19 protein-coding genes and 2 tRNA genes are annotated in these 24,070 nt (G+C 46.0%); 11 read left to right on the plus strand and 10 right to left on the minus strand.

Annotated elements, in window-relative coordinates; all coding sequences use genetic code 11:
• Window positions 1–23: 23 nt before the first annotated feature.
• Together GUA87_RS09490 and GUA87_RS09495 are read right to left on the minus strand one after the other, a co-directional pair.
• Window positions 24–1,433 carry a type IV secretory system conjugative DNA transfer family protein gene (locus GUA87_RS09490; RefSeq protein ID WP_193716317.1) on the minus strand — a complete coding sequence of 470 codons (1,410 nt, stop codon included), beginning with the start codon at window positions 1,431–1,433 and terminating at the stop codon, window positions 24–26.
• A gap of 133 nt (window positions 1,434–1,566) precedes the next feature.
• On the minus strand, window positions 1,567–3,231 hold the full coding sequence (locus tag GUA87_RS09495; RefSeq protein ID WP_193716318.1) for a CHASE2 domain-containing protein: 1,665 nt from the start codon (window positions 3,229–3,231) through the stop codon (window positions 1,567–1,569).
• A gap of 136 nt (window positions 3,232–3,367) precedes the next feature.
• Between GUA87_RS09495 and GUA87_RS09500 the strand changes: the two genes are divergently transcribed.
• The 3 genes from GUA87_RS09500 to GUA87_RS09510 are packed head-to-tail and all read left to right on the plus strand — an operon-like array spanning window position 3,368 to window position 5,991.
• The gene (locus GUA87_RS09500; RefSeq protein ID WP_193716319.1) at window positions 3,368–3,730 is read left to right on the plus strand and encodes a hypothetical protein; all 363 of its coding nucleotides are present in this window, start codon (window positions 3,368–3,370) and stop codon (window positions 3,728–3,730) included.
• Window positions 3,731–3,740: 10 nt separating this feature from the next.
• Window positions 3,741–5,465 (plus strand): M48 family metalloprotease, encoded by a 1,725-nt coding sequence (locus GUA87_RS09505; protein ID WP_193716320.1) that lies wholly within the window; start codon window positions 3,741–3,743, stop codon window positions 5,463–5,465.
• Window positions 5,466–5,508: 43 nt separating this feature from the next.
• Complete coding sequence (locus tag GUA87_RS09510) at window positions 5,509–5,991, plus strand: phage regulatory CII family protein (protein WP_193716321.1); 483 nt, start codon at window positions 5,509–5,511, stop codon at window positions 5,989–5,991.
• Between the two features lie 127 nt (window positions 5,992–6,118).
• Here the strand turns inward: GUA87_RS09510 and GUA87_RS09515 are convergent.
• Both GUA87_RS09515 and GUA87_RS09520 read right to left on the minus strand, forming a co-directional pair.
• Window positions 6,119–6,194 (minus strand) — tRNA-Asn (locus GUA87_RS09515).
• A gap of 156 nt (window positions 6,195–6,350) precedes the next feature.
• Window positions 6,351–6,536: a YqaE/Pmp3 family membrane protein gene (locus GUA87_RS09520; RefSeq protein WP_193716322.1), complete on the minus strand. Its 186-nt coding sequence runs from the start codon at window positions 6,534–6,536 to the stop codon at window positions 6,351–6,353.
• A 102-nt stretch (window positions 6,537–6,638) separates the two neighbouring features.
• Here GUA87_RS09520 and GUA87_RS09525 point away from each other — a divergent pair, with 102 nt between their 5' ends.
• Complete coding sequence (locus GUA87_RS09525; RefSeq protein WP_193716323.1) at window positions 6,639–8,054, plus strand: flavin-containing monooxygenase; 1,416 nt, start codon at window positions 6,639–6,641, stop codon at window positions 8,052–8,054.
• Here GUA87_RS09525 and GUA87_RS09530 read toward each other — a convergent pair whose 3' ends face one another.
• The 5 genes from GUA87_RS09530 to GUA87_RS09550 all read right to left on the minus strand — a co-directional run bounded on the left by GUA87_RS09530 (window position 8,055) and on the right by GUA87_RS09550 (window position 14,180).
• On the minus strand, window positions 8,055–10,178 hold the full coding sequence (locus GUA87_RS09530) for a mechanosensitive ion channel family protein (protein ID WP_193716324.1): 2,124 nt from the start codon (window positions 10,176–10,178) through the stop codon (window positions 8,055–8,057). It abuts the gene before it with no gap.
• Window positions 10,179–10,289: 111 nt separating this feature from the next.
• Window positions 10,290–10,363, minus strand: a tRNA-Cys gene (locus tag GUA87_RS09535).
• A 123-nt stretch (window positions 10,364–10,486) separates the two neighbouring features.
• On the minus strand, window positions 10,487–13,213 hold the full coding sequence (locus GUA87_RS09540; RefSeq protein WP_193716325.1) for a hypothetical protein: 2,727 nt from the start codon (window positions 13,211–13,213) through the stop codon (window positions 10,487–10,489).
• A 124-nt stretch (window positions 13,214–13,337) separates the two neighbouring features.
• The gene (locus GUA87_RS09545; RefSeq protein ID WP_193716326.1) at window positions 13,338–13,691 is read right to left on the minus strand and encodes a hypothetical protein; all 354 of its coding nucleotides are present in this window, start codon (window positions 13,689–13,691) and stop codon (window positions 13,338–13,340) included.
• Between the two features lie 63 nt (window positions 13,692–13,754).
• The gene (locus GUA87_RS09550; protein ID WP_193716327.1) at window positions 13,755–14,180 is read right to left on the minus strand and encodes a hypothetical protein; all 426 of its coding nucleotides are present in this window, start codon (window positions 14,178–14,180) and stop codon (window positions 13,755–13,757) included.
• A gap of 546 nt (window positions 14,181–14,726) precedes the next feature.
• On the opposite strand from GUA87_RS09550, the gene GUA87_RS09555 reads away from it, so the two are divergent.
• The 5 genes from GUA87_RS09555 to GUA87_RS09575 all read left to right on the plus strand — a co-directional run bounded on the left by GUA87_RS09555 (window position 14,727) and on the right by GUA87_RS09575 (window position 20,320).
• Window positions 14,727–16,334, plus strand: a complete 1,608-nt coding sequence (locus GUA87_RS09555) for an ABC transporter substrate-binding protein (protein ID WP_193716328.1) — start codon at window positions 14,727–14,729, stop codon at window positions 16,332–16,334.
• Window positions 16,335–16,395: 61 nt separating this feature from the next.
• Window positions 16,396–17,406 (plus strand): ABC transporter permease, encoded by a 1,011-nt coding sequence (locus GUA87_RS09560; RefSeq protein WP_193716329.1) that lies wholly within the window; start codon window positions 16,396–16,398, stop codon window positions 17,404–17,406.
• 10 nt (window positions 17,407–17,416) lie between these two features.
• The gene (nikC, locus tag GUA87_RS09565; protein WP_193716330.1) at window positions 17,417–18,325 is read left to right on the plus strand and encodes a nickel transporter permease; all 909 of its coding nucleotides are present in this window, start codon (window positions 17,417–17,419) and stop codon (window positions 18,323–18,325) included.
• Entirely contained in the window at window positions 18,325–19,332 is a 1,008-nt protein-coding gene (locus GUA87_RS09570) for an ABC transporter ATP-binding protein (protein WP_193716331.1), read from the plus strand. The genes nikC and GUA87_RS09570 overlap by 1 nt, the downstream gene beginning before the upstream one ends.
• Window positions 19,325–20,320, plus strand: a complete 996-nt coding sequence (locus GUA87_RS09575; protein ID WP_193716332.1) for an ABC transporter ATP-binding protein — start codon at window positions 19,325–19,327, stop codon at window positions 20,318–20,320. Before GUA87_RS09570 ends, GUA87_RS09575 begins: the two co-directional genes overlap by 8 nt.
• Here the strand turns inward: GUA87_RS09575 and GUA87_RS17955 are convergent.
• A complete protein-coding gene (locus tag GUA87_RS17955; RefSeq protein ID WP_227711822.1) occupies window positions 20,317–21,234 on the minus strand; it encodes an AroM family protein in 918 nt (305 codons plus the stop codon). The genes GUA87_RS09575 and GUA87_RS17955 overlap by 4 nt on opposite strands.
• A 158-nt stretch (window positions 21,235–21,392) precedes the next feature.
• Between GUA87_RS17955 and GUA87_RS09585 the strand changes: the two genes are divergently transcribed.
• Together GUA87_RS09585 and GUA87_RS09590 are read left to right on the plus strand one after the other, a co-directional pair.
• Window positions 21,393–22,490 (plus strand): DUF917 domain-containing protein, encoded by a 1,098-nt coding sequence (locus GUA87_RS09585; RefSeq protein ID WP_193716333.1) that lies wholly within the window; start codon window positions 21,393–21,395, stop codon window positions 22,488–22,490.
• A 3-nt stretch (window positions 22,491–22,493) separates the two neighbouring features.
• Window positions 22,494–24,035, plus strand: coding sequence for a hydantoinase/oxoprolinase N-terminal domain-containing protein (locus GUA87_RS09590; protein ID WP_193716334.1), 1,542 nt, complete (start codon window positions 22,494–22,496; stop codon window positions 24,033–24,035).
• Window positions 24,036–24,070 lie beyond the last annotated feature (35 nt).

The following is a 24,070-nucleotide window of genomic DNA, read 5'->3' on the forward strand; positions in this document are numbered from 1 at the left end:
GTGGGATTCGTTTGGGTAGGCTCTTAGGGTTCCTCGGTTGATGCTAATCCCCACTCTTTTGCAAAGTCTTTTTTGTTGGGAGAATTGGGTTTGCGGTTTATGGGGCGCTGCTCCAACTTGGCACGTTTTGGAGCCTCTTCCTTAGAGCAATACATTGGGTTTGTGCCACACCTTCCTTTAAATATTGGATCTGATAGATAATCTAATTTGGGTGCCAATCTGGGACCATCATTTATGGTAACCAGCAATTGTTGCTCGGTGTTATGGAATCTATGTGGAGCGGGAAGAGTTTCTGCCGCAAATTCCAGTAGTTGGCGTCTCGCACGTGAATTTGTAAGGCCGAAGGCCTGAAAAACATGTGCATTATTCACAACCGCTTGCCATTCATAGGGGTACAGGTTCTGAATTTGAGATAGGTCTTGCCAAAATGACCAGGTGATCACCCCATATCCTCGCATGAGAGTAATTGCCTGAACTAGTTGGTCTAGTTTTCCTAGTTGCGCAGCTTCATCCAAAAGAAACAGGGTAGGCAATTCAGGTTTGAATGTTCTTCGATATAACAGAGATAGCAACATTCCGACCCAAACCCTGAGCATTTTTCCATGGGAATGCAATTTATCTGGGGGAATGATCAAGTAAATTGTAATTGGCTCACCTGACTGAAATTTATCCAGATCCAAATCACAGAGAGAGTAACTTGATGATAGGCAGCTGCTAGACAAGAAAGCAATTTGAGACTGCAGGGTTGAGATAATCGAAGCCCTGACCCGAGGTTCCGCCTGCGCTATAAAGTTGTTCGCTCTTTTCGCAGTGGGATCCATGTTTTTAGAGCGAGAGATTTCTTTGCAGGTTATTTCAAGATCTTTTGAGTTTTGGCTGGCGATATAGGATATTTCACCTAGATTTCTAAGAACTGTAGGTACCTCATTTACAACGTAACATAATAGGGTTTCCAGAAAAGCACGTGCCATATTATCCCAAAAAGGATCTTTCGTGTGGGTTTCTGGCGCTATGAGATGCGCTAACGTTCGGGCGTCATCCAGCTCAAACTTTGTCCGCGCTCGTATCAGATTTAATGGATTTAGGCCATGCCCCTCTTCGTCAATGACGTCAAATGGGTCAATCCTGATGACTTGGTGACCAATTTTTCGCCTGTAGTCGGCTGTGACGTGATAGTTCTCTCCCTTTGGGTCAATCACAATCGCAGGGCCTTCGTAATTCAATAGATTGGGTATAATGCAGCTTCGGCCTTTGCCGGCTCCAGTAGGTGCGATCGTTAGAAGTGATCCTTCGACTTCTTCGAAAATGTAGTTTGCTGTATTGGAGAAGTTGATTTGGGTTGAGTTGAAAATATTTGAAGTTTTGGAAGTGGTTTTACCAAGAAGAATTTCTGTGGAAGTGCTTTTGGGCACTTCCGAACTCACAATTTCCATTCCTTGTCCTCCGATCATTGGAATAGCAAATTATGATTGAATGAGGGTTATGTCTGTCAAAAAAAGGGTGCGCCTTTTGATACAGACTGCTGGCACTTCAAGTTTTGACAAGTACAAGATTTAGCTTTTCGGGTCAGTAGCCCTCAGACTGTGTTTCTGTATCTTGCTGTACTACAACCTCAGGGTCGTCCGTTTTATTCATATGATATGTCAACTTGTAATAGGAAATACCTAAGAAAGCGAAAGCAAAACTTGCAATGCCGAGCCAGTCATTCGGTTGATGTTTGAAAATTAGGAAATAAACCAGTTCTAGACTGAAAGCGGTCATATAAATCACAAGGAATGCGGTTCCAAAAATCGTTAGTTGAAATTTCAGTTTATTAGATAATGATGATGTTCTAATGGATGCTAGCTTTTCTTGTGACCAAATTGTGTTTTCAAATCTAACTACGACGAAAAACTCAGCGACTAAGAAGATCGTAAGGGCAATAATTTCTATAAGAGAACCCTGATCCAAATTTAAGAATAAGGGCGTGGAAACTCGCACGTAATCTGCACCTTGAGTTAAGAGATTATCAAGCGCCATCGCATGTAATTGAATGCCTTGAGTAGTCCCGTGGACTGGAGAATAAGTTGTGTCGTTTAATCCAGTAAGGTCCAAGCCAATTAGGACGACTTTGTTGCAGAGTCTTTCTTCAAGAGAATGATCGCCGAAAGCGTCATCTATTCTTTGGCAATACCGCTCAGTAGAAAAACCAAAATGCGTAGTGTGGTGAATGTGCCGTTGTATAAGGTTCTTTGCGCCCAGCTTATCATGATATGGGCACAGTTCGCTTTTCTTACGCTCTTTGAATATATCGCTACCTGAAACAAGGGAGTTGGACAGATATTTGATCATTCGGCCACTTTGGAAAAACCAATGGTCTTCATATTGTTGGCAAACAAATTTATCGTTATTGACAAATTCTTTGTTGTAATCGGTTGTGGTGTCGCCCCATCTCAAAAGTATCGGTGTTTTAAAATTCTCTGGCGCAATATCAGTTCTAACTGTAGGGGTGACATCAGTTTGGCAAAACTCGGGGTCTTTGTCACAGATAGTCTTATAGAGAGCAAACGCGGGAGACAGCAAATCATGGTCTGCTTCCTTTCCATCCAAGCATGCACTTTTGGAGACAAGATTATAAGATCTAGCATCTCCTATACCAATAACTGAAGGTCGTGGTTGCGAGGAGTGTTTCTCAAAAAAACCGGATTCATTGACGAGTTTCTTGGAGCACTCATTGTCATCGTTGCTATGTTTGATAATTGCATTGGGGTGCGGGAAAAATATGGGTACATAGTTTCCTGTTCTATCAAACTTACTTTTTGTATTTTCCAGAAGTGTGTCTTCTAGAAAAAAGCCGTCTTGAGCAAATCTGTTTTTGTCTTCACTGATAATGATATCTACGAATATTGCTTTGGGTTTATAGGCAAGGATTGCATCAATAAGTTGACTATAGCTTTCCAAAGATGGTGGATAACTAAATCCACTAAATCCACCGTCTACATCGGAGACTTGATGACTATTTGATAGTGATGATTCATCGATTAGAACTGTTGCTATCTTGTTTTGAGAATCGGACGGATAGAATGGTGATGTAATTTTTAATAAAAAATCGATACTTCTTGAATTGAATGCGTCCGCAATTCCTAGTGGATTAAGAAGAGAAATAACAATGGCTAAAATTAAAGGAGCAATAATTCTTCTTGTTATTTCAGTTGTATAGGTGCCTGTGAATTTAGATGCAGAGTTTATCATCTGATAAGATACGGCGCCTTTGTTTAGAATTTTAAGTTGTTTTGAATCTCTTATAATGTTTTAAAAATATGCATGCGTGGATTGCGTTCAGTCAATAGTTTTATGGACAAAGTGGCAGGGTGAGCGAGGGGGGAACATGAACAATAAAGTTTTATTAGTGTTGTTAGCTTTGGTATTTGCCCCAACTTTTGCAAGTTCAAAAAGCTCAGCATCAGAAGCAACAATGATATTGGAGTTTCGTTCCAAAATCTATGTGTTTCAAAACCCTCAGCAAGGTAGCAAAGGCCAAAGAGTTGACGGATCAAAGCTGAAAGTTCCTGCAAAAATCCAAAAAATATCTGCAGGTGGAACTATGTACCTGGTTGATGGTGTTGGCTGGGTCAAAGACAATCATGTGAGAACTGACAAAAAGAACAAGCCTATTCTAAACGATCCGTGCCCGAATGGCGTCCCAGTGGAGTCGAAGGGTATCCGTGGGCTTAAGAACTGTACGAAATGAGGGGTTGGGAATGTCTACTGCAACTAAACTTATGCTGTCACTCACCCTCCTGTTTGGTGTTGTGGGATGTAAAACAGCAGATGTCGTGTTTGGCGACAAAAAAGTGTACAATCATGTCTATCAGGCTGCTGAAGAAAAACCAATTATAGAAACTGTAGAGAAGTTTCGGGTGGAGCCATTAGAGCCTACTTTCTTCACGAAACTAGTTGACTCTTTTCACGACCAAAAAAACCCTGAAAGTGCCTTAAACGTGCGAGTTGGGGAGTATGTCGAAAAGAAAAAACAACAAAGAGAGGCGATGACACGGGGATTAACATCGCCTGTGGAAATGCATGAAAAAGTTAACAATATTCTCCCAGCTAAAATGCAAGGAGAGGGTGTTGAAGAACTTAAAGAAATGGCTAGAGGAATTATCTTTCGTTTGCTTGAAAATTGGCAAGGCACCATGCCGTCACCAGAAATTGAGCCCGTCATTATAAATAGCATTCACTATGACGCCAAAATGACAGATACAAATGCGCTCATGCTTAACGCAGCATTATTGGTTGCGGTTGAGAGTGAAGATGAATTGGCTGGTATCATTGCACATGAGATTGCTCATACATTGCTCAATCATTTTGATTCAGATACACGGCAAGAATATGAAAGTAAAAAATACGCTTTGCTTTCGGTCGTTGGATCCGGGGTGATGGCAAAAGAGGGAAAACAAGGAGGGGCTAAAACGTTAAATATAGTTGCCTCTGTCAGCCATGAAATGTCGACTACTCTTGGATTGCAAGAGTGGAAAAGAGATCAAGAAGTTCATGCAGATTTACTTGCAACAGACCTGTTGTATTTGGCTGGTTACAAATGGGGGGAAATTAGTACAGTTCTCCGAAAACTTGGGGAGAGTGAGAAGAATAGTGATAGCCAGAAAGATAAGCTGGTTGCAGAAACAAACAATTACGCTTGGGATAGTGAAAAAATACAAAAAGAGTTTAAAGCGGCAGCAGCAAAAGCTGCATTTGAAGTAGATAATTCACTCGCCACTATGTTGTCAGGTAATAGTGTTATGTCGGAAGAAGAGCGGCAAGCTCTATATGTAAAGAAAGCGGGGATGGAAACGCACCCTGACTTCACTGAAAGGCAATTCAACCTTGAAGGGTATGAGCTTATTCACTACGGCAACAAGGTTTATAAAGCTATCGAACGTCAAGATTTACTGCAGAAATATGCTAGATCAGGGAGCGGAAAAACGGCCCTCTATCGGTTCACAGAATTTCAAAGAGGTTACGAGGCTTATTTAGATGGAAAATATGATCTAACAGTGAAGATCATAAGTAGTCTATTGAGTGGTCGGAATGATCCAAATCCTGCGCTAAGAGAGATGATGTATAATGCTAGGATAAAGCAAGGACAGCCAAAGCGAGCAATGCAGAACTTACAAATTGCCATTAGTGGAGGAAAGGCGCCTGCGAAATTGTACAGAAAGCTTTGGAGTGACTACCGTGCTCAAGGAAACTGGCAAGCTGCGTTGAAGTTGATGGACCAAAACCCAGACAAGATTTCTGGTACTGCGATAGACCATTATCAACTGCGTACTGAATTGCTTTTGGATGAAAACCAGATAAATGAAGCGCAAAACACTGTTGCATCATGCCAGCGTCATTTTGGAAGAAAAGAGTATGCCTGTGGTAATGCTGTTCGGGCATGGGCTGAAAAAAGGCAACTTAAGAAAGCAAGTTTGACACAGTAGTTGATTTTTGGGTGTCGACGTAAAGTAAGGTAGTAGGAAAAAAATGGCAGATCTAGAGCGGGGCAAGGATTTCGCAGAGTTTGTGCATCAGATTGTCTCTCATAGGGATCATCAAGTTTCGCGCAAAGAACTCGCGGAGCATCTAGGCATTAAATACGCCACCCTTCATAGTAGGCTTGTGGGTAGATCATGCTTCAGTGCTGATGAAATCCGGAAGATGATTGAATTCCGGCCGGATTTACGTTTGGCAGACTATTTCTTGGAAAACACGAATTATTTTCTCTCAAAGCGTGCTCCGCAATCATCCTCCACAGCGCGAACTATTCAATCAGGTGCCATAGAGGTCGATATTGAAGCAGGACAGCTTCTAGAACAAGTCCACAAGGGCTTAGAAGACTTCAAGATCTGCCACAATGATAAATTTCATATTGCTAGAGAGCTTGCTGATGTTGAACGCGCGCTTGCGTCCTTAAAAGCAGCGCTAGAGGAGCCTCGCCCTGGATTGGATCCAGAGTTGCAAGAGTAAGCTACACCAAAGTACTCAATCAGATTTAAAGGGTTGATTTTTTGTTCTCATAAAAAACTGGGAACCTTCACTACTGATAGCGGAAAAGAAAAAACCCTTGAAGCATGGCTTCAAGGGTTTTTTGAATTGGCTCCCCGAGCAGGACTCGAACCTGCGACAGGCTGATTAACAGTCAGCTGCTCTACCAACTGAGCTATCGGGGATCAGTGGTCCGCATCAAGCGGTGACGCGGCTTATAGCAAGAGACTAAACGTCTGCCAAGCCCTGATTTTCATTTTTTTGAAAAAAAATTCAAAAACGGCTAAAAGCCTAAAGAAACAGAGCCTTAGAAAAATAAGCCCGCGCCCCTGAAATGCGGATTATCCACTCAAATGTTCGAGTTTTTTGTCTGTATTATACTGGCTAAGTGCGTAAACGGCCCAAATCGCAGCCGGGATCCAACCGATCAGGGTAATTTGCAGGATCAGGCACAGAATTCCCTGAAATGGTTTGCCGATTGTGAAAAACAGCAAAAATGGTAATAGAATTGCGATAATCAGACGCATTCACTCTCTCCTTTGACGTAATTGACAAAGACATTATCCGAGGTTCAGAATGTCTTCAATGGTATGTTGAGTATCCGCCTACAAAAAAATAAGAAGAATTACATGACTGCCCCGTCTGATGATCTGCAAAAACTGCAGGAAACAATCGAAAAAGAACTGCATTACTTAAACCAACCTGCCAAAAACTGGGTGAAGCCGGCTTTTGATAAGGCGGGGAACAAGATGTTGGATGTGGCCATTATTGGCGGCGGTGCGACAGGTATAGCGCTTGCCCATGCGCTAAAGCGTGAGGGGGTTCGGAACTTCAAGGTTTATGATAAATCGCCTGAGGGGCGGGAAGGGCCGTGGATCACAACCGCCCGTATGGAGACATTACGATCGCCCAAACATTTAACGGGCCCCAATCTTGGGATGCCCAACCTGACCTTTAGGGCGTGGCATGACGCAAAATATGGCAGTGACGCGTGGGAGCCTCTCGGCAAGATCCCTAAAGAGATCTGGATGGCGTATCTTGTCTGGTACCGTATGGTGCTGGGTATCAGAGTTCAAAATGATCACAGCTTGAACAGCATCACCCCAAAAGACGGGGCTTATCACTTACAATTTCAGAACGGAGTGGAAGCCATCGCCCGTCATGTGGTTCTCGCGACTGGTAGAGCTGCATCCGGCGGGGTGTCGCTGCCGCAGGAGGCGGAAGCTATCTCAGAGCCTTACCGCGCTCATACGGAGGATCTGATTGATTACCCGTCATTAGAAGGCAAAGATATCTTGGTTATTGGCGGCGCTGCATCTGCGGTGGATGCTGCGGCAACAGCCCTTGAGGCCGGAGCGGCAAAGGTAACCATGTTGATCCGTGCGCCCGAAATGCCCACCATTAACAAGTTCAAAAACATTGTGTATCCGGGATTCCTGTCCGGATTTTATAAGCTCCCCGATGCGGAAAAATGGGCCTTTATGAAAGCGGGGTTCGATGCCCGTATTGCACCGCCTCGTGATTCCATGCTGCGGCTGAAGGTGTTTGATAATTTCAACCTAAAACTCGGCACGTCTGTTCAGGAGTTTGTTCAAAAAGAACAGAAGGTTATCGCAAAGACTTCAAAGGGAGAATTTACCGCTGATTTCGTTATTTTCGGTACCGGATACGCCATGAATATGGCCGCGCAAGACGAACTGAAACCCTTTGCGGATGATATATGTCTCTGGCGTGATATCTATACCCCGCCAGAAGATCTGACCGATGCGACACTGGCCTCTTATCCTTATCTAGGGGACGCGTTTCAGTTCCTTGCAAAACCGGGCAGAAAGGCGGATTATCTCTCTCGCCTCTATATGTTTAATGCGGCGGCAACCCTCACCCATGCTCCGATCAGCAGCGACATTCCCGGAACGAACACAGGGGTTCAGCGATTGTCCCAGCATTTGATAGAGCAGCTGTTTGTCGAAGGCTCCGGCGGTCACTTGCAAGACTTGAAAGACTATGACGAGCCTGAATTGCTGGGCGATGAATGGGACGAGTGATCAGCGATCATCCGTCGGGGCATTGGCCTCTGCGTTTTGTTCCTCCTGAAGGGCGGCTGCGGCGGCCATTTCACCAATTTTCTGTTTGTCTTCCTCGGTCATGTTTTCCGTATCAACCCCTGGGGCGACCCGCACGGTGACTTCCCGGTGGGCGAACTTGATCCCATGCTCTTCAAACAGCTCACGGATTTTCGCAAAGACCAGTTTACGGACCACAAACTGCTCCCCCGGAGGGGTCATGAACTTCACCCGCAGGATCATGGCGGAATCTTCCATGGCCAGCACCCCTTGTGATTTGAGCGGTTGAATAAATTTATCCCCAACCTCAGGGTGAGAGAGCAATTCCTGTCCAAGTTTTTTGATCAATTTCCGGACCTGTTCCACATCCGTGTCATAGGTAACGCGCAGTTGCAGCTTCATCATCGCCCAATCGCGGGAATAGTTGGTCAGCTGCGCAATTTGACCAAAAGGAATGGTGTGAAGCGCCCCCAGATGATGACGTAACTGGAAAGAGCGGATGGATATTTTCTCCACTGTGCCACGGGTGCCATCAATTTCCACATATTCCCCTTTTCGAAAAGCATCGTCGAACAGGAAGAATGCACCGGAGAAGATATCTTGAATAAGCGTCTGGGCACCGAAACCGATGGCCACACCTACAACACCCGCACCGGCAAATAACGGTCCGATATCCACACCCATCTGGGTGAGGGCGAGCATGATACCGATGGAGACGATGGTGATCAGCAGGAAGTTCCTGAAAAGCGGGAGCAAGGTCGCAAGGCGGGTTGCAGATCCGGCGCTGCCGCCTTCATCCCCGGGTTCCGCTTCCTGTTCGTCTACCGTTTCTTCCTTGATACGGCGATCCAGGGTCAGTTTGACCGCCCGATAGATCACGTAGCTCACAAAACAAACGATGAAGATATCCCCAAGGCGCACCACAAGGCTGTCGGATGAGGAAACATCAATCCCCCATGTCTCCAGCAAGGCACCAATGGCCAGAATGGCAACAAGGAAGGCAACCGCTTTTTCAGCCAGCTTCACAAGGTCGGACTGCCACGCCTTTTCATAAAGTTGAATATCTTCTGTACCGCCAAAATCTTCGTCGCTATTAGCAAGGACTTTCTGTCGGTAATTTCCAAAATTGATGGCCACCTTATCGATCACCAGCAGGGCAATGCCATATCCCCCGATGGAGAATAATAGGATCATCATCGGCGCAACAAGCAAGTGATAGGCAGATGGTAAATCAAGCAGCAGGCGGGCCACCGTCACCGCCCAGGCAAGGATAATGTAGAAAGCAAAAAGAATATGCCAGCTTGCCGCCAACACCTGACGGAAACCATGCTTGTTTTCGGTCTTTGCATGAGGGCCTAAAATCATCTGGGCGATAATTTGACGGTGGAAAATGGCAAACAAAGTCCAGACGACCGCTCCAATGGTCACGGCGGCGATCAGGAAAAGAAGGTGGATATCTTTGCTAAGGCCCACATGATCCATCATCAGGCAGACCGAGATGGCAAATGATGTGGGTGCGTGGGCGTAGATTACATTGTTTCTGAACTTGAGGGCTTGCTGATCGCTTAAGTGGATCAGGCGATGCGCAGGGGCATCAGGGGCAATCAGGGCATCCAGAATAATAAAGGGCACCCGCAAAACCGCGACAAATAAGACCAGTACGGATTGTACCGGCGCATCTGGTTTCGCATGGCCGGTGAACAAAGCAATCAAGGTGATGGAGATAACCACAAAAACAACCAGATTGACGGTCATCATGACGAAGCGGAACAACAGGTAAGAGATCTTGTCCGCACGTGTCTCCGGCGCCGGGTTGTACCAACCTTCGAAATGTTTCCGGCCCCAGGCGCTTAAACGGCCAGACAGGAACCATGCGACCAGCATAAAAATAAGAACGGGCCAAAGGGTGGAAATCCACCATCCGAAGGATAACTGCTCCTGCATTCCCGGTAAATGAACGGCGTTTTCAGCTCCGGAAATAACCTCGATCAATCTTTCCCGTATTTTGGGGGCGATTTTCTCCTGCAGGTCGGAAATTTCAGACGCCAATCCAATGGACGGGAACAGAAGACAAATGAGAAACGAGACGAGAGACTGAGGCCGCATACGAATTCCCCCAATTAGCCAGTATGCTGTTTTGTTTATTAGACAAACTGTCACATGGACGCATAGGCGAGTCAATCACTGGAATGTTGGGAGATGTCGTCGGAGAAGAAGTGGAGGCCTGGACCGGAATCGAACCGGTGTTCACGGATTTGCAATCCGCTGCGTAGCCACTCCGCCACCAGGCCTCATTTCCGGGAGGCTATCCCCGAAAAGCTCTGGCGTTTTAAGTCTTTCCCCGTGTCCTGTCAATATGTTCCGGCCATCGCCGTAAAAAAATCCCCCGGGGTGAGCCGGGGGATCTGGATTTCCTAGAAAATCAGTTTTTCACAATCAACAATATCCAATACATCGGAAAGACGGTTTTCGTAATTAGCTCCCAGATGTTTTATGCGCATCGCTTCTTGGTTTTTGAATTTTTCACGCATGTCGTTATAACTACAGGCGTAAAGGTGAATGCATCCCAACGGATAGGTGAGAGCCGCACGTGCCGTTAGTAGCTTGTCGTCTGACAAATCAGATTTCGCCGCATACTTTTTGAGTGGATTAGCTGCTTTAATAAAAGCCTTCTCTTTTTTGATGTTCCATGGTTGTCTTTGGAATTCATTACCAAACATTGGTAAAGCTGGACGTCCGTCAACTGCAATGCCATCGATAGAAGCATCATCTGCATTGCTGAAAGACAGGAGACTTTCTTCAGTCAAGTCAAGACCAGTTTTGAGGCCATCATCTCCGATAAGGACCGTGTCATTAGGAAAGGCACTATGGTAGATGGTTGTGATCAGGAACATATCGATCAAATCCATGCTCTTAATGAAACCTTCAAACTCTTCGTACTTTGATGGATCCTTTAGATTGATATTGGCAAGTCGAGCGACCTGTTCGCATTCTTTGTTTGCCTCCTCGCCCTGGCAGAACATGCTATAAGTTTCAACGCACAGCGCGGGGGTGCTGCTTAGTTCTTTGCTAGGATTTTTCTCCCAACGATATCGGCCTGCCTCATGATCAGGAACAAACAGATATACGTTGCCGCCAGAATAGGAATGTTGCGCTTCTATAGCTAAATCCGCACCGCGCATTACTGAAGCCGGGGCTTTGTCGCCTGCTCGATTTTGGCCTGTTTTCCTGTATGAAAGGCGCTTGACATCCAAAACAATCGGAATATTCCGAAGGAAAAGGTACATGTACATCAGGCGCTTGTTCTCATAATAACTGAGAACAGGGCCGCGTGAACGGGTGATTTTATAGAACGGTGTCCGGAGTTTGTTGATCATACTCACAAGATCGGCTGCCATGGATCCGCCTTTGCCATGCAATTTTGGCAGTTCCAGCATCGCCGTAAACGCCCCTTTTAAATAGCGTGTGGAGTATATGGCCAAGCTTGCCTGATAATCTTCAAAATCCAAACCTGAGAAATACGGAAGAGTGAGCGGTATAGAATGGCTGGAGAGGCCAAATTTATCCATGTATCGGATTTGACGAACGGTAAGCGCCTTACACATGGCCAGATATTCGGATGTGGAAAGATTGCTCTGGGTTATTTGTTTAGGTCGATCCTCACAAGGCCCAGTTGCAACTTGCTGATAAATACATGCTGGCGATGAGGGAAGAATAACACCTTGATCTTTTACATCGTCTTCTTCAGCTAATGCTGCTTCATGGAGCTCAGGAGCTTCCTTAATGTCAACAGTCTGCCATAAGGACATTAACGGCAGGTCATCGTCTGAAAGAGTAAAAGGTTTACCCTTAGAGTGAAACTTCCAAATATTGCTTATGTTAAGGGTGTTCAGTTCCACACAGAAATCGTCATAGAGTTTTTTAAAGCCATCCGGAACAAACTCGATGGCTTTATGGTAGGGAAAATGTTCAATTTTTGTATAAAGGTTGTCAGGCAGTTTCACGATGATCTTGCTTCGAAGATGTAGAAAACCAGCTTCTGGACGTTTATTGCAACTGAAACCAACGTCATCGATTTCACCGTCATCAGAAACAAGGTTTCCCATAAATTCCATAGTTGAAGGGATGTTGTTGCTCTTCATTGCTTCTTCATAACTGGCAATATGACTTTCCGGCTTCTCCAGTTTGAAGTCTTTGGAGGCGTATTTCAGGTCGATAATAAACGGGATGCGCCACTGACAGCCCGCATCACGAATAACCGGATCCAACCGATGTAATTTACCTGTCCATAAATCAATCATGGATTCATAGGCACAGAATTTTAAAAAAGCGCCTTTTGGGGAAAGATGATTGAGCTTTGAGATTTCCTCCTTCAGACCTTCGCCAAAGCCCCTCAGATCATCGCTCTTAAGAAAAGAGAACCAATGCCTTATACCGTTTAATCGATGATGCTTTAGATAAGAACTTAGATGGTGCAGCTGAAAAGCAAGCAGATCATCAAGCTCACTGATTTCACCTATAATTTCCTCAATATTTGGACGCTGAAGAATATTGTCGAGGCAGTCTAAGTGCTTGACCAGATTATTTATTTGAGAATTTATGCCATCTATTTCGTCGGCGTCGTCTTGAAATTTGCTTTTTTCGATGAGGGTTTGAGCGAGCTTTTCAAGGTTATCTATTGGAAAGTCTAGCGTTTGAATACCGACTGGAATATCTGAGTTATATGTATCATCCAAATTGCGTTTGAAGGTGTCTTGTAGTTTGTTTTTCAGAATATGCTCGTATGCCTTTTTGATCTCAGTTGTCTCAGGTGCGGTCAGAAAAACAGCGTGATCGAATACAGCTTTAGCGGCTTTATAAATTTCTGAGCACTGGCTCAACGCAATTTCATTGTCTTTTGCCCAACCTTTAACTTCAGCCCCTCTGGGTTTGGGGGGTATTGAAAGCAAATGATGAAGTATCTTTTCTGAACCACTTAATAGAGCTTTATCGATTTTCTTCGATTTTATTTTTTTAATATCAAATACATCTACAAAAACAGATTTGATAACTTTAATATTTTCTTTTGCTTGTTCTCGACCGCGATCAACCGCAGGGAAATCCTGACTAGCAGATGGAAGTACATCGTTTAAATTTGGCATCTTTTCAGATCCTTAAAGTTAGAATTCAAGTGATCTGAAAACGTTGCTGGAGGCGGTGTGTGAAAAATTGAAATACGATGGTGGGGAGGAAAACAGCGCCCGTAACTTGGCGCTGTTCTTGTGATTATTCTGGATCCAGATGAGATCCTACATCTCTGAAAAAATCATCCCAATTTGCACATCCGTAATAAATGGCAAGGTTTGTTAGATGGTGGATGGCCTCTGCCTCAGTTAATGAGGCTCCTACTAATTCCAACCAGAAAGGAGCTTCCGCATGAATATGAGCAAAAGCTCCGGGGATGTCGACTGAGCCTGCAAAAACCGGTGGGGTTGGTAATTGAGAAGCCATGTCCTCCAACAATTGGAAAAAGGTGAGCAGATCTGCATGTAAGATCGCTTCCGGTAATACAATAGCTTGTGCCGCATCACCTGCGCTTGATGCAGGTTGGCTCTCACTGTCACTAAATTCGCCGCTCATAAGGGGCTCCTATATTGTGGATATGATGAAAAAAGGGTTTGAATGAACCTCAAGAAGATTCCGCTATATATTGTTCAGAATTCCCGCAGCCTGATCGTAGAAATCGGCAACTGTTGTCCTGTGCGTTCGAGAAAACAGATACTCAAAATCGGTAATTAATTCAGCAAACTCTGTTGCTTGTTTGGGAAAGGAAAGTTTGTCTGCAAGGTAAGAAAGCAGAACAAAGATATCCTGCGTGTCGTGAATTTCGGCAGCGCTGAAGTTGAGTTTTTCATCAGATTCAGCAGGAGTGTCAGTCTCATTGATTGTGATTTGCTTACGAAATTCGTCAAAAAAAATATTCATCAATAAAGGATCTGTAATGGGAAATTGTTCTGAAGGCATACGATTACCTCTTGTTGCTGCGTCGGGCATAATCGATGCAATGATAAAGAAATGACCCGTGGGAAGTTGGGTGCGGGCAACTTTGATAAAAACTGGCAAAATCATGACGTAGGTTTTTGTATTTCTCACTGTTTCGTTTAATGCCCACAATGCGCGCGAGAGCTCTTACCAGAGTAACTATGTCGTAGTAATTTCGTATTTCACTTTCGAAAATTGTTCTCTTAACAAACACTTGCAGAGCATTGTCGAAAGTATCCGGCACGATGGTGGCTTGATAAAGTAATAGGGCCTTAGACAAGTCTGAGGTGTGAGATTCCAACTGAAATGACACTAGTTTTCTCCTGTATAACTAATTGCTTGAGGAGAAGACGCTGGTGTTTCTATTTCATGAACAAGATGAGCACCGATGTAGGTGAAAGCTGCAATTTCTCCGGAAAATAAATCACATAAAAAGTGCCTTGGGATGATGCCCTTTGACTTCGTAAGGGCTGATACGTATTTCATGAAAATGTCACGAAAGACACACTTCGAATTCTGAAATGGGACTCCATGGGGGTGGGGTCTGGTAAATCTCTCAACAGAAATAACTCAATTAGAATTGAGTAATGGAATTGGGAAGAGCATAATTCGACCAGAAGAGGGAGTGACATCATGTCATTTTATCGAAAATACCTGAAAAACGGTTTGAAAGTGGGGCTTTCTGTCGTTGCCGTTGGGGGGAGTGTTCTTGTGTGGAATGCAGGCAAAAGTGCCGCATTCGAAAGAGTAGACGGAGAGAAGATCCTTGTTGTGGCCGGGCGTCAATCCGTTGAAACTCTTGACCCGAGTATCAAATACAATGCCTCAATTCGCACGATGCAGCAGGCTTTGTATGATGGCCTCGTCAAGTATGAGGGAAGTCCAGCCAATGTTGTGCCATGGCTGGCGCAGAGTTGGGAGAGTAATGCTGATGGTACCCGGTGGACTTTTACTCTCAACAGTAAAGCCAAGTTTCACAATGGTGATCCAGTGACAGCAGAGGCGGTCAATTACTCTTTTGCCAGAACGCTGGAATTAGGGAAAGGCCCCTCATGGATGCTGGCTGATTTTCTGAAACCGGAAGGCATTCGGGTGGTCGACGAGAAGACAATCGAATTTAACCTTGAAAAGCCATATGCCGCCTTTCTCTCATTCCTGCCGTGGTGGTACGTGATGAACCCTGCGCAAGTAGAGGCGAACGCAGTTGAAGGGGATAGAGGGCAAAAATGGCTTACATCTAACGCCGCGGGCAGTGGCCCATATATGTTGAAGAGGTTTGAACAAGGGCGGCTGTACGAACTGACACGTGTGAAAGATTATTGGCATCAGGATGCATCAAAATCCAATATCGGTGGTGTTATCTATAAGCTAGTCCGTGAAACGTCTGCGCAACGGGCGGCCCTGATGAAGGGGGAGGCGGACATTGTCCTCAATCTCTCTCCGGATGAGTTTAAGCAAGTTCAAAAAGCAAAAGGTATCGTTACTTCAACGGAGCCCGCTCTCACGTCTTTCGGGTTGAAATTCAATACACAAGGCAAGCATATGGCAGATCGTAATTTGCGAAAAGCTGTGGCTCATGCCTTTGATTACAATGCACTTGTGACGTTGTTTAATGGGAATGCTGTACTGCAAACCAGTCCATTTACCGATGACATTAAAGGTAAGATCTCAGTACCTGCCATCCCACGTCAGGATTTTGCAAAAGCCAAGGATTATTTGTCAAAATCGGCTTTCCCTGACGGAGGTATTGAGCTGGAGTATGTCTATGTTCAAGGCTTTGAAGTCACGCGTCAAATGGGTCTTGTGTTGCTGGACAATTTGAAAAAGCTGAACATCAATTTGAAACTTGTTCCTTTGACCTGGCCAAATATTGTGGCGCGTGGATCCAAGCCGGAAACAGCTGCTGATATCACTGCCATTTTTACAACACCAGTGTCTACGGATCCTGACGCGGTTGCCTATCAGTACCATCCTAAATCATGGGGACGTTACTATGGCGTGCATTTCTATGACAATGCCAAAGTCAAGGGGCTGATCGAGCAGGCGCGCTTTACGACAAAATGGGAAGATCGTGCACCTCTGTATGAGGAAATCCAGAAAATCATCGTGGACGATCAACCAGAGATTTTCGGCATGATGCGTAATCGTCAGGTGGCCTATCGGGATTATGTGAAGGGCTTTTCATACAGCCCGGTACGTATGACAACCGAGATTGACCTTTATGGTCTGCGTATTGAGTAAAATTTGAGGGTAAAGCCGGGCGCATTTCGATGCGCCCGGATCTTCTGAGAAAGCTGAATTAATGTTCAATATGTTTGCCAAGCGTTGTGTCCTGATGCTGGGGATGTTGCTTGGGTTGATGGTCATAACTTTCCTGATTTCGCATGTAACTCCAGGCGATCCGGCGGCATTGGCCGCAGGTCCGGACGCGACCGAAGAAATGATCGAACGGATTAGGGTAGAGCGCGGGTTTGATAAACCCATGATCCAGCAATTTGCGATTTATGTTGGGGGGGTAGTAACGGGAGATCTGGGGACATCCATCCATACTACACGGGATGTTTTGGATGATATTCTCACCTTCTTTCCTGCAACTTTTGAGTTGGTCGTGTTTTCCATTTTTGTGGCTATTCTTTTGGGGATACCGCTCGGGGTTATTGCCGCTGTAAAACAGAATAGCTGGCTGGATAACCTTATCAGAATAATAAGCTCTTCCGGAGTTGGCTTGCCGATGTTTTGGCTCGGGTTGATGTTGCAGCTTTACTTTGGGTTGCAACTTGGGTGGTTCCCTTTGGGGGGGCGTCTCGAGCTCATGACTGACCCACCAACAACAATCACGGGTCTATACACAATCGATGCGCTGCTCACGTTGAATTTCCCGGTTTTCTTTGAAGCCTTGCAACATATTCTGTTGCCCGCAGTAACCCTTTGTTTTCCTGCGTTGGCGTCCATTATCCGCGTCAACCGGGCGGAAATGCTGGAAACATTAGCGCTCGACTATATTACTAACGCGCGCGCTCAAGGCATTGGAGTTTTCAGGATCGTGGCTTTGTATGCGTTGAAGAATTCCATCCTGCCAACTCTCGCGCTCATCGGGCTGCGCTTTGGCTGGATGTTGGGGGGGACGGTTCTGGTTGAATCCGTTTTCGATTGGCCGGGGATCGGGCTTTACACCGTTCAAGCCGCCACAGCTTCGGACTTCGAACCTGTTATGGCGTCTACCCTTGTTCTGGGGGCATGGTTCATGTTGGCCAATTTCATTATCGATATTCTATATGGCTGGATGGACCCGAGGGTCCTGAAAAAAGCGTGAGGGGATTACTATGGTTGATTTGACTGACGATCTCACTCAGGTTGGCTGGCGTGTTCGACATGCCAGCAAAATTCGAACCGCACGCCTTTATGCGCGGACATTTGCCAATAACGGTTCTGCGATGTTGGGTCTTGGCATTATCAGTATTTTCATGCTGACGGTAATTTTTGGTCCGTCTTTTGTCCCGTATCCAGAAGATGCAGAAGGGGCGGTGAACCTTTCTAAAAAACTATTACCACCAAACGCGGATCACTGGTTTGGAACGGATGAAGTGGGGAATGATGTTTTCACCCGGGTTATCATTGGTGCCCGCGTGTCGCTACAGATTGGTGTGATTGTGACGGGTATCGCCATGCTCATAGGTGTGCCTCTTGGGATCATTGCCGGATATATGGGAGGCTGGGTTGATGAGGCGATTATGCGTGTCACGGATGTGTTCCTCTCTATTCCAGGCCTTATCCTTGCCATTGCCATTGCCGGGGTGTTAGGACCCGGGATTTTTAATGCGATGCTTGCCCTTTCTCTTGTCTGGTGGCCGGGATACGTGCGGCTTATTCAAGCAAAAACCCTATCGCTAAAAAGTTCGATTTATGTGGATGCCGCGAGAAGTCTAGGGGCCAGTAAACTCCGGATTGTCTTTATACATATTCTGCCTAATTGCCTGTCTCCCATTATCGTTAAATCCAGTATGGATATGGGAATGGCAATCCTGGGTGCTGCAAGTCTGGGGTTCCTCGGGTTGGGTGCGCAACCTCCTTATCCTGAATGGGGTGCCATGATCAGTATTGGTCGAAATTATCTTCCTGATTGGTGGTGGTATTCCATGTTTCCCGGACTTGCCATTTACTTCACAGTTTTGGGCTTCAATCTTTTAGGGGACGGCCTTCGGGATATCCTTGATCCACAGGGGCGTGAATAATGACTGATGATATTTTGAGAATTCAAAATTACCGTTTGAATTTCAACACATTCGATGGGGTTTACCATGCGCTTGACGGTGTGAACTTAAACGTCAAACGTGGGGAGTCTCTGGGGATTGTCGGGGAGACAGGTTGCGGGAAGTCCGTGACAGTTCGAAATATATTGAGGTTGCTGCCTACTCCCCCTGCTGAGGTGATTTCGGGTGAAATCCTGTATGAGGGTCAGGACCTTCTGAAAGTGACAACGGAAGAGATGCAAAGAATACGTGGCTCTGAGATCGCCATGATCTTTCAGGACCCCATGACCTATCTAAATCCAGTTTTTACAATTGGGACGCAGATGGTCGATGTCATTTTGGCGCACCAGCGACATCTTCCCAAAGAGAGAAGAAAGTCTCGAAAACAGGCACTGCAACATGCAATCAACATGCTGGAGAAAGTGCATCTGCCCAATCCAGACCAACAGGTGAAGCGTTATCCTCATGAACTATCAGGAGGAATGCGTCAAAGGGTGTTGATTGCGATGGCATTATCCGGGCAACCGAAGTTGTTGATCGCTGATGAGCCGACGACTGCGTTGGACGTGACAATTCAGGCTCAGATATTGGATCTCATCGCTGAGTTGGTGGATGAACTGGGTCTGTCGGTCATTCTCATTACCCATGATTTGGGTGTCGTTGCCAAGATATGCGATACGGTGGCTGTTATGTATGCGGGACAGGTTGTGGAATACGGGACTGTTGACGACATTTTTTGTAAACCAAAACACCCCTATACAAAAGGGCTTCTTCATTCCATTCCGCATCCCGGCAAACTTCCTGAAGCCTTGGAAGGTATTCCAGGTTTTTTACCCAATCTACTAACGCCACCCATCGGATGCCGATTTATGGATCGTTGTTCGGAGGCGATGGGGATTTGTAATACTGCACCAAAACTTATTACGACCCGTGACGATGGACGCCAAATACTTTGTCATAAATATCAGGAGGTTATGGAACATGCTTGATATTAAAAATTTAAAAGTTGGTTTTCCCGTCGGGAGTGGTCGCAATAAAGCAACTCTGATGGCTGTGAACGGTGTTACCCTTTCTGTTGGGCGTGGTGAGGCAATGGGTATAGTCGGCGAGAGCGGGTCCGGAAAATCCACGGTGGGAAGAACGCTTTTACATCTCAATCATTCAAGTGGCGGAAATTTTTATCTGGATGGTGAAGATATCACCACCATCAACTCAAAGCAGGAAAAGCAGCTTCGCAAAAAAGCACAGATGATCTTTCAAGATCCTCACTCAGCACTTAATCCACGAATGACGATTATGCGATCTGTTGCGGAGCCACTCATTCTGCATACGAAGGTGAGGGGAGCTGAACTGAGAGAAAAGGTGGGTGAACTTTTGGAGATTGTGGGCCTCCAGAAGCAGTTCCTGTATCGTTATCCTCATGAATTGTCAGGGGGGCAGAAACAACGCGTTTGCATCGCACGCGCTATTGCTCTCAATCCAGAACTTCTTGTATTGGATGAGCCAACGTCCGCATTGGATGTATCGGTTCAGGCGCAGATACTGGAATTTTTGAAGAAGCTGCAAAAAGATCGACAACTTACCTATCTTTTCATTTCTCATAACTTGGCGGTCGTTCGATATATGTGTAGCCAGGTCGCCGTCATGTATTTGGGACAAATTGTAGAGCAAGGATCTACAGAAGAGATCTTCAACAATCCACGTCACCCATATACTCAGGCGCTATTGGAGGCTGTTCCGCTTCCTGAGGCGGGACAGCCAAGGAGAAGTCATCCTCTGGTGGGGGATATTCCAAGTCCCTTGTCACCACCACCCGGATGTGCGTTCAACTCGCGTTGTCAGCAGGCGATTGATGGGGTATGTGGCAAAATCCTACCGGAAAACCAAGATATAGCAGACGGACATGTAGTGAAGTGTCATCTATACGAAGGGGGCGCGATACCCAAAATGCCTGTTGCTATGTCCGGCGCGGATTAGCTTCTATTTGTGTGAGAGGCGTTATGTAGTATCATACGCATAAGGTCGCTACTTGAACTGACCCCCATTTTTCCAAGCATTCGAGAGCGGTGGATTTCAACGGTTCTATGGCTGATGCCCAGATGGCGCGCTATTTCTTTGTTTGCAAGCCCATCAACAACCAGATCGAAGACTTCCCGCTCACGGTCTGTTAAATCCATTAGCCTTTTCTTGAGCGCACTTCCCTCCAGCAATCGTTCTGCGGGGGATGTCGCTTGCGATTGTGCATATTTTCGCTCTAAACCTCCGGCGACAATTCTTCTGGCATGAATGACCGGACAAGCGCATATGGATCTTGCATGTTCCAGATCTTGCGCCGTATATCCAAGGGATGTCAGGATGACAATATCCCTATCTTTGAGATGACGGCAGGCTTTTTCAATGAGTTCTTTGCTGCCAGATGGGGCAAAGGCTCCTTCGACTTTCAGGTTTTGACTTTTTCGTACTTCAATCTGCCCCATCAAAGGGTAGATTTTACCTATTCTTAGGCCCGCCTGAATCATCGCGTCCATAAATTGATCTAAGACATTTTGGGCATGAAGAACATATTCCCCGGTTGTTCCCAGATCAAAGACACCAGTTGAAGCGATCACTGTGATATCATCTGCCGACTTTCCCTTGTTGTGGCAAAGTTCCAGAATCCTGTGGCGAAGCCAACTTTCAGAAATAACAATATTTCTTCTGTTTTCTAAGATGGTTGCAATGCCAACCTCACTGCTTCCCGGTTCCAACTCCATGATTTCCAGATCGGTTAAACCGTCTAGAGCTCCAATTTCCTGAATATGCACTGTCTCTGGTAAGAGAGAGGCGATTTCCCTGCTCATGGAGGTGCGGGGGCTTTGCCCAGCAGTAATAATTGTTACCTGACGCGTCATTCTTAACCGAAGCTCATTAATCTTTTTGTCAAGTATAGGTTGAATTTTATCACAAGAGAAGCGTTCATTAAGATTAAGTGGGTATACGTATTCTGTCACGGGCCGGCATTTCATAATCTCAATTTCAGCAACAAATTTCAGTCGATTGAGGAATTGAAATGCAAAGTCATGTTGGCAATGTTCGAGAGTTATCCATCGAGGATGTAGAGGCGCTTTCTTTGGGTGCCTGGATCCTGGGGACCGGGGGTGGGGGGTCTCCCTACATCAATCTTTTGAATATGAAGGAATTGTATCGACAGGGATATCAGGCAACATTGATGGATCCGTTGACGCTGGATGACGACGCTTTGGTTGCTGTTGTCTCCACGCAAGGCGCACCGATTGTTGGTCAAGAACGACTTGCCAATCCATGGATGTCGTTACGTCCCTTGGAAATTCAGGAAGAATATCTCGGTCGCAAGTTTGACGCGGTTATGCCAATAGAAATTGGAGGCGGAAATGGAGTTCTGCCTTTGATGATCGCTGCGATTAAAGGAATTCCGGCACTGGATGCTGATGCAATGGGGCGTGCTTATCCAGAAGCCCAAATGACCAGTTTCTCTGTTCATAATTTGAGCTGCGCACCACTTGCGATGGCCGATATCAGGGAAAACAAAATCGTTGTACAACAGGCAGAAGACTGGAAATGGATGGAGCGTATAAGTCGCAAAATAGTGACTGAACTAGGATCCACAGCACCAACATGCAAGGCACCGCGTACTGGAAATGAGATAAAGAACTGCGCGGTATTGCACACGGCGACAAAGGCAATGGATCTGGGACGTGCGATTTTACGGGCGCGGTCTGCCCACGAGGATCCCGTTCAAGCTGTTATCGACCAGTGCGATGGCCTGAGAATTTTTACCGGAAAAATAGTTGATATTGAAAGACGTACCACAGAAGGGTTCTTAAGGGGAAAGGCCGTTATTTCTGGGTTGGATGAAGATCAGGGGGATGAGTTTACTCTGGATTTTCAAAATGAGTTTTCTGTTGGATCAAGAGGGGGGCAGCCCATCGTCATGACACCAGATTTAATTTGTGTGGTGGATAGCCAGACGGGGGACGGTATAGCAACCGAAAACCTTCGCTACGGGCAGCGCGTTACAGTGGTGGCATTGCCTGCACCCGATGTGTTCACAACTGAGCGAGGACTTGAACTTGTGGGGCCTCGGGCATTTGGTTTTGACTTTGAATTTCATTCAGTATTTGAGGGGTGATACATGCGACGAATTGGTATTGATGTTGGTGGAACCAATACGGATGCGGTCCTGATTGAAGGCTCCGATGTTGTGGCAGGTGTAAAAACACCGACAACTGCGGATGTCATTTCAGGCGTGCTTGACGCCTTGGCGAAATTGAAAGTCAGTTTGGGGGGGGCGCTGGAACAAATTTCTTCCGTCACCATTGGAACAACTCACTTTCTGAACGCAGTTGTTGAACGGCGCAGGTTGAATAAAGTGGCTGCAATACGGGTATGTCTACCTGCATCGGCCAGTCTTCCACCATTTGTAGATTGGCCAAAGGACATCGCCAATGAGGTGAATGGAGGACGATACCTTGTTCATGGAGGTCATGAATATGACGGCCGTCCAATTGCACCCATGCAAGACAAGGAAATTCAGGAAGTTGTTCATAAGATAAATGATCAAGGTATCAGATCGGTTGCGGTATCTGCTGCATTTTCACCATTGAGCGGAGAGTGTGAGGAGAGGGTACGCTCCATCATTCATGACATAAATCCAGAAATTAAGGTGACATGCTCCCATACGTTGGGACGCATTGGGCTATTGGAAAGAGAAAACGCGACAATTTTGAATGCGGCGCTCTTGGACCTTGCTCTTGACGCAACTCAAGCGTTTGAAAATGCGCTTCTTGCGTCAGGGGTGAGCGCGCCGCTTTACATCAGCTTAAATGACGGATCTGTTGCAGACGCAAAGCTGGCCAGGCAGTTCCCCGTATATTGTTTCGCATCTGGGGCAACCAACAGTATGCGTGGCGCGGCATTTCTTTCGAAAATCAGTGACACGATTATTTGTGATGTCGGGGGAACAACAACGGATGTCGGATGTTTGATTAATGGTTTCCCGCGTGAAGCAAATAACGTTGTCACGATCGGTGGGGTGCGAACCTTGTTCCGAATGCCAGATATCCTGTCAATCGGCTTAGGGGGAGGGACACGGGTTCGCACCGCTCCTTTAACTGTTGGACCTGACAGTGTTGGATATCGCATAACGGAAGATGCCCTCGTCTTTGGTGGAGATGTTCTCACATTGACTGACATTGCGGTAAAGGCGAGATTGATGGAGGTGGGGGATACCCGAAAACTCACTCAAATAGACAATGAACTTGTACAACAGGCCCTTCAGTACATTGAAAAGAAAATCGCATTAACTGTTGACCGGATGAAAACCGAAGCAAAAGATGTCTCACTCATTGCTGTCGGGGGCGGTGCCCCTCTAATTCCTAAAAAACTGAGTGGCGTAAGGGAAGTGTTGCAAGTCCCTCATGCGGAAGTTGCAAATGCAGTGGGGGCGGCGCTCGCTCAAATCAGTGGTGAAACCGATCAGGTCTATCAAGGATTGTCACGATCTGACGTATTAAACAGGGCAGAAGAGCAGGCACGTGAGCGGGCTGTCGCGGCGGGAGCTGACGAAAACTCCCTAAAGGTGGTGGAAATGGAAGATATTCCAATTGCCTATCTGCCTGGGCACGCCATCCGGGCCAGAGTGCGAGTAGTAGGTGATGTGAGAGCACATCTCTGATTTCGCAGTCGTTGACGAAAATACAACGATTTTCA

The sequence above is a fragment of the Sneathiella sp. P13V-1 genome (assembly GCF_015143595.1).
Taxonomy (GTDB): Bacteria; Pseudomonadota; Alphaproteobacteria; order Sneathiellales; family Sneathiellaceae; genus Sneathiella.

Excerpts from the sequence above, each read along its gene's own strand:
- GUA87_RS09490 (WP_193716317.1), bottom strand. The coding sequence starts at position 1,433 with ATGGAAATTGTGAGTTCGGAAGTGCCCAAAAGCACTTCCACAGAAATT.
- GUA87_RS09495 (WP_193716318.1), bottom strand. The coding sequence starts at position 3,231 with ATGATAAACTCTGCATCTAAATTCACAGGCACCTATACAACTGAAATA.
- GUA87_RS09500 (WP_193716319.1), top strand. The coding sequence starts at position 3,368 with ATGAACAATAAAGTTTTATTAGTGTTGTTAGCTTTGGTATTTGCCCCA.
- GUA87_RS09505 (WP_193716320.1), top strand. The coding sequence starts at position 3,741 with ATGTCTACTGCAACTAAACTTATGCTGTCACTCACCCTCCTGTTTGGT.
- GUA87_RS09510 (WP_193716321.1), top strand. The coding sequence starts at position 5,509 with ATGGCAGATCTAGAGCGGGGCAAGGATTTCGCAGAGTTTGTGCATCAG.
- GUA87_RS09520 (WP_193716322.1), bottom strand. The coding sequence starts at position 6,536 with ATGCGTCTGATTATCGCAATTCTATTACCATTTTTGCTGTTTTTCACA.
- GUA87_RS09525 (WP_193716323.1), top strand. The coding sequence starts at position 6,639 with ATGACTGCCCCGTCTGATGATCTGCAAAAACTGCAGGAAACAATCGAA.
- GUA87_RS09530 (WP_193716324.1), bottom strand. The coding sequence starts at position 10,178 with ATGCGGCCTCAGTCTCTCGTCTCGTTTCTCATTTGTCTTCTGTTCCCG.
- GUA87_RS09540 (WP_193716325.1), bottom strand. The coding sequence starts at position 13,213 with ATGCCAAATTTAAACGATGTACTTCCATCTGCTAGTCAGGATTTCCCT.
- GUA87_RS09545 (WP_193716326.1), bottom strand. The coding sequence starts at position 13,691 with ATGAGCGGCGAATTTAGTGACAGTGAGAGCCAACCTGCATCAAGCGCA.
- GUA87_RS09550 (WP_193716327.1), bottom strand. The coding sequence starts at position 14,180 with ATGATTTTGCCAGTTTTTATCAAAGTTGCCCGCACCCAACTTCCCACG.
- GUA87_RS09555 (WP_193716328.1), top strand. The coding sequence starts at position 14,727 with ATGTCATTTTATCGAAAATACCTGAAAAACGGTTTGAAAGTGGGGCTT.
- GUA87_RS09560 (WP_193716329.1), top strand. The coding sequence starts at position 16,396 with ATGTTCAATATGTTTGCCAAGCGTTGTGTCCTGATGCTGGGGATGTTG.
- nikC (WP_193716330.1), top strand. The coding sequence starts at position 17,417 with ATGGTTGATTTGACTGACGATCTCACTCAGGTTGGCTGGCGTGTTCGA.
- GUA87_RS09570 (WP_193716331.1), top strand. The coding sequence starts at position 18,325 with ATGACTGATGATATTTTGAGAATTCAAAATTACCGTTTGAATTTCAAC.
- GUA87_RS09575 (WP_193716332.1), top strand. The coding sequence starts at position 19,325 with ATGCTTGATATTAAAAATTTAAAAGTTGGTTTTCCCGTCGGGAGTGGT.
- GUA87_RS17955 (WP_227711822.1), bottom strand. The coding sequence starts at position 21,234 with ATGACGCGTCAGGTAACAATTATTACTGCTGGGCAAAGCCCCCGCACC.
- GUA87_RS09585 (WP_193716333.1), top strand. The coding sequence starts at position 21,393 with ATGCAAAGTCATGTTGGCAATGTTCGAGAGTTATCCATCGAGGATGTA.
- GUA87_RS09590 (WP_193716334.1), top strand. The coding sequence starts at position 22,494 with ATGCGACGAATTGGTATTGATGTTGGTGGAACCAATACGGATGCGGTC.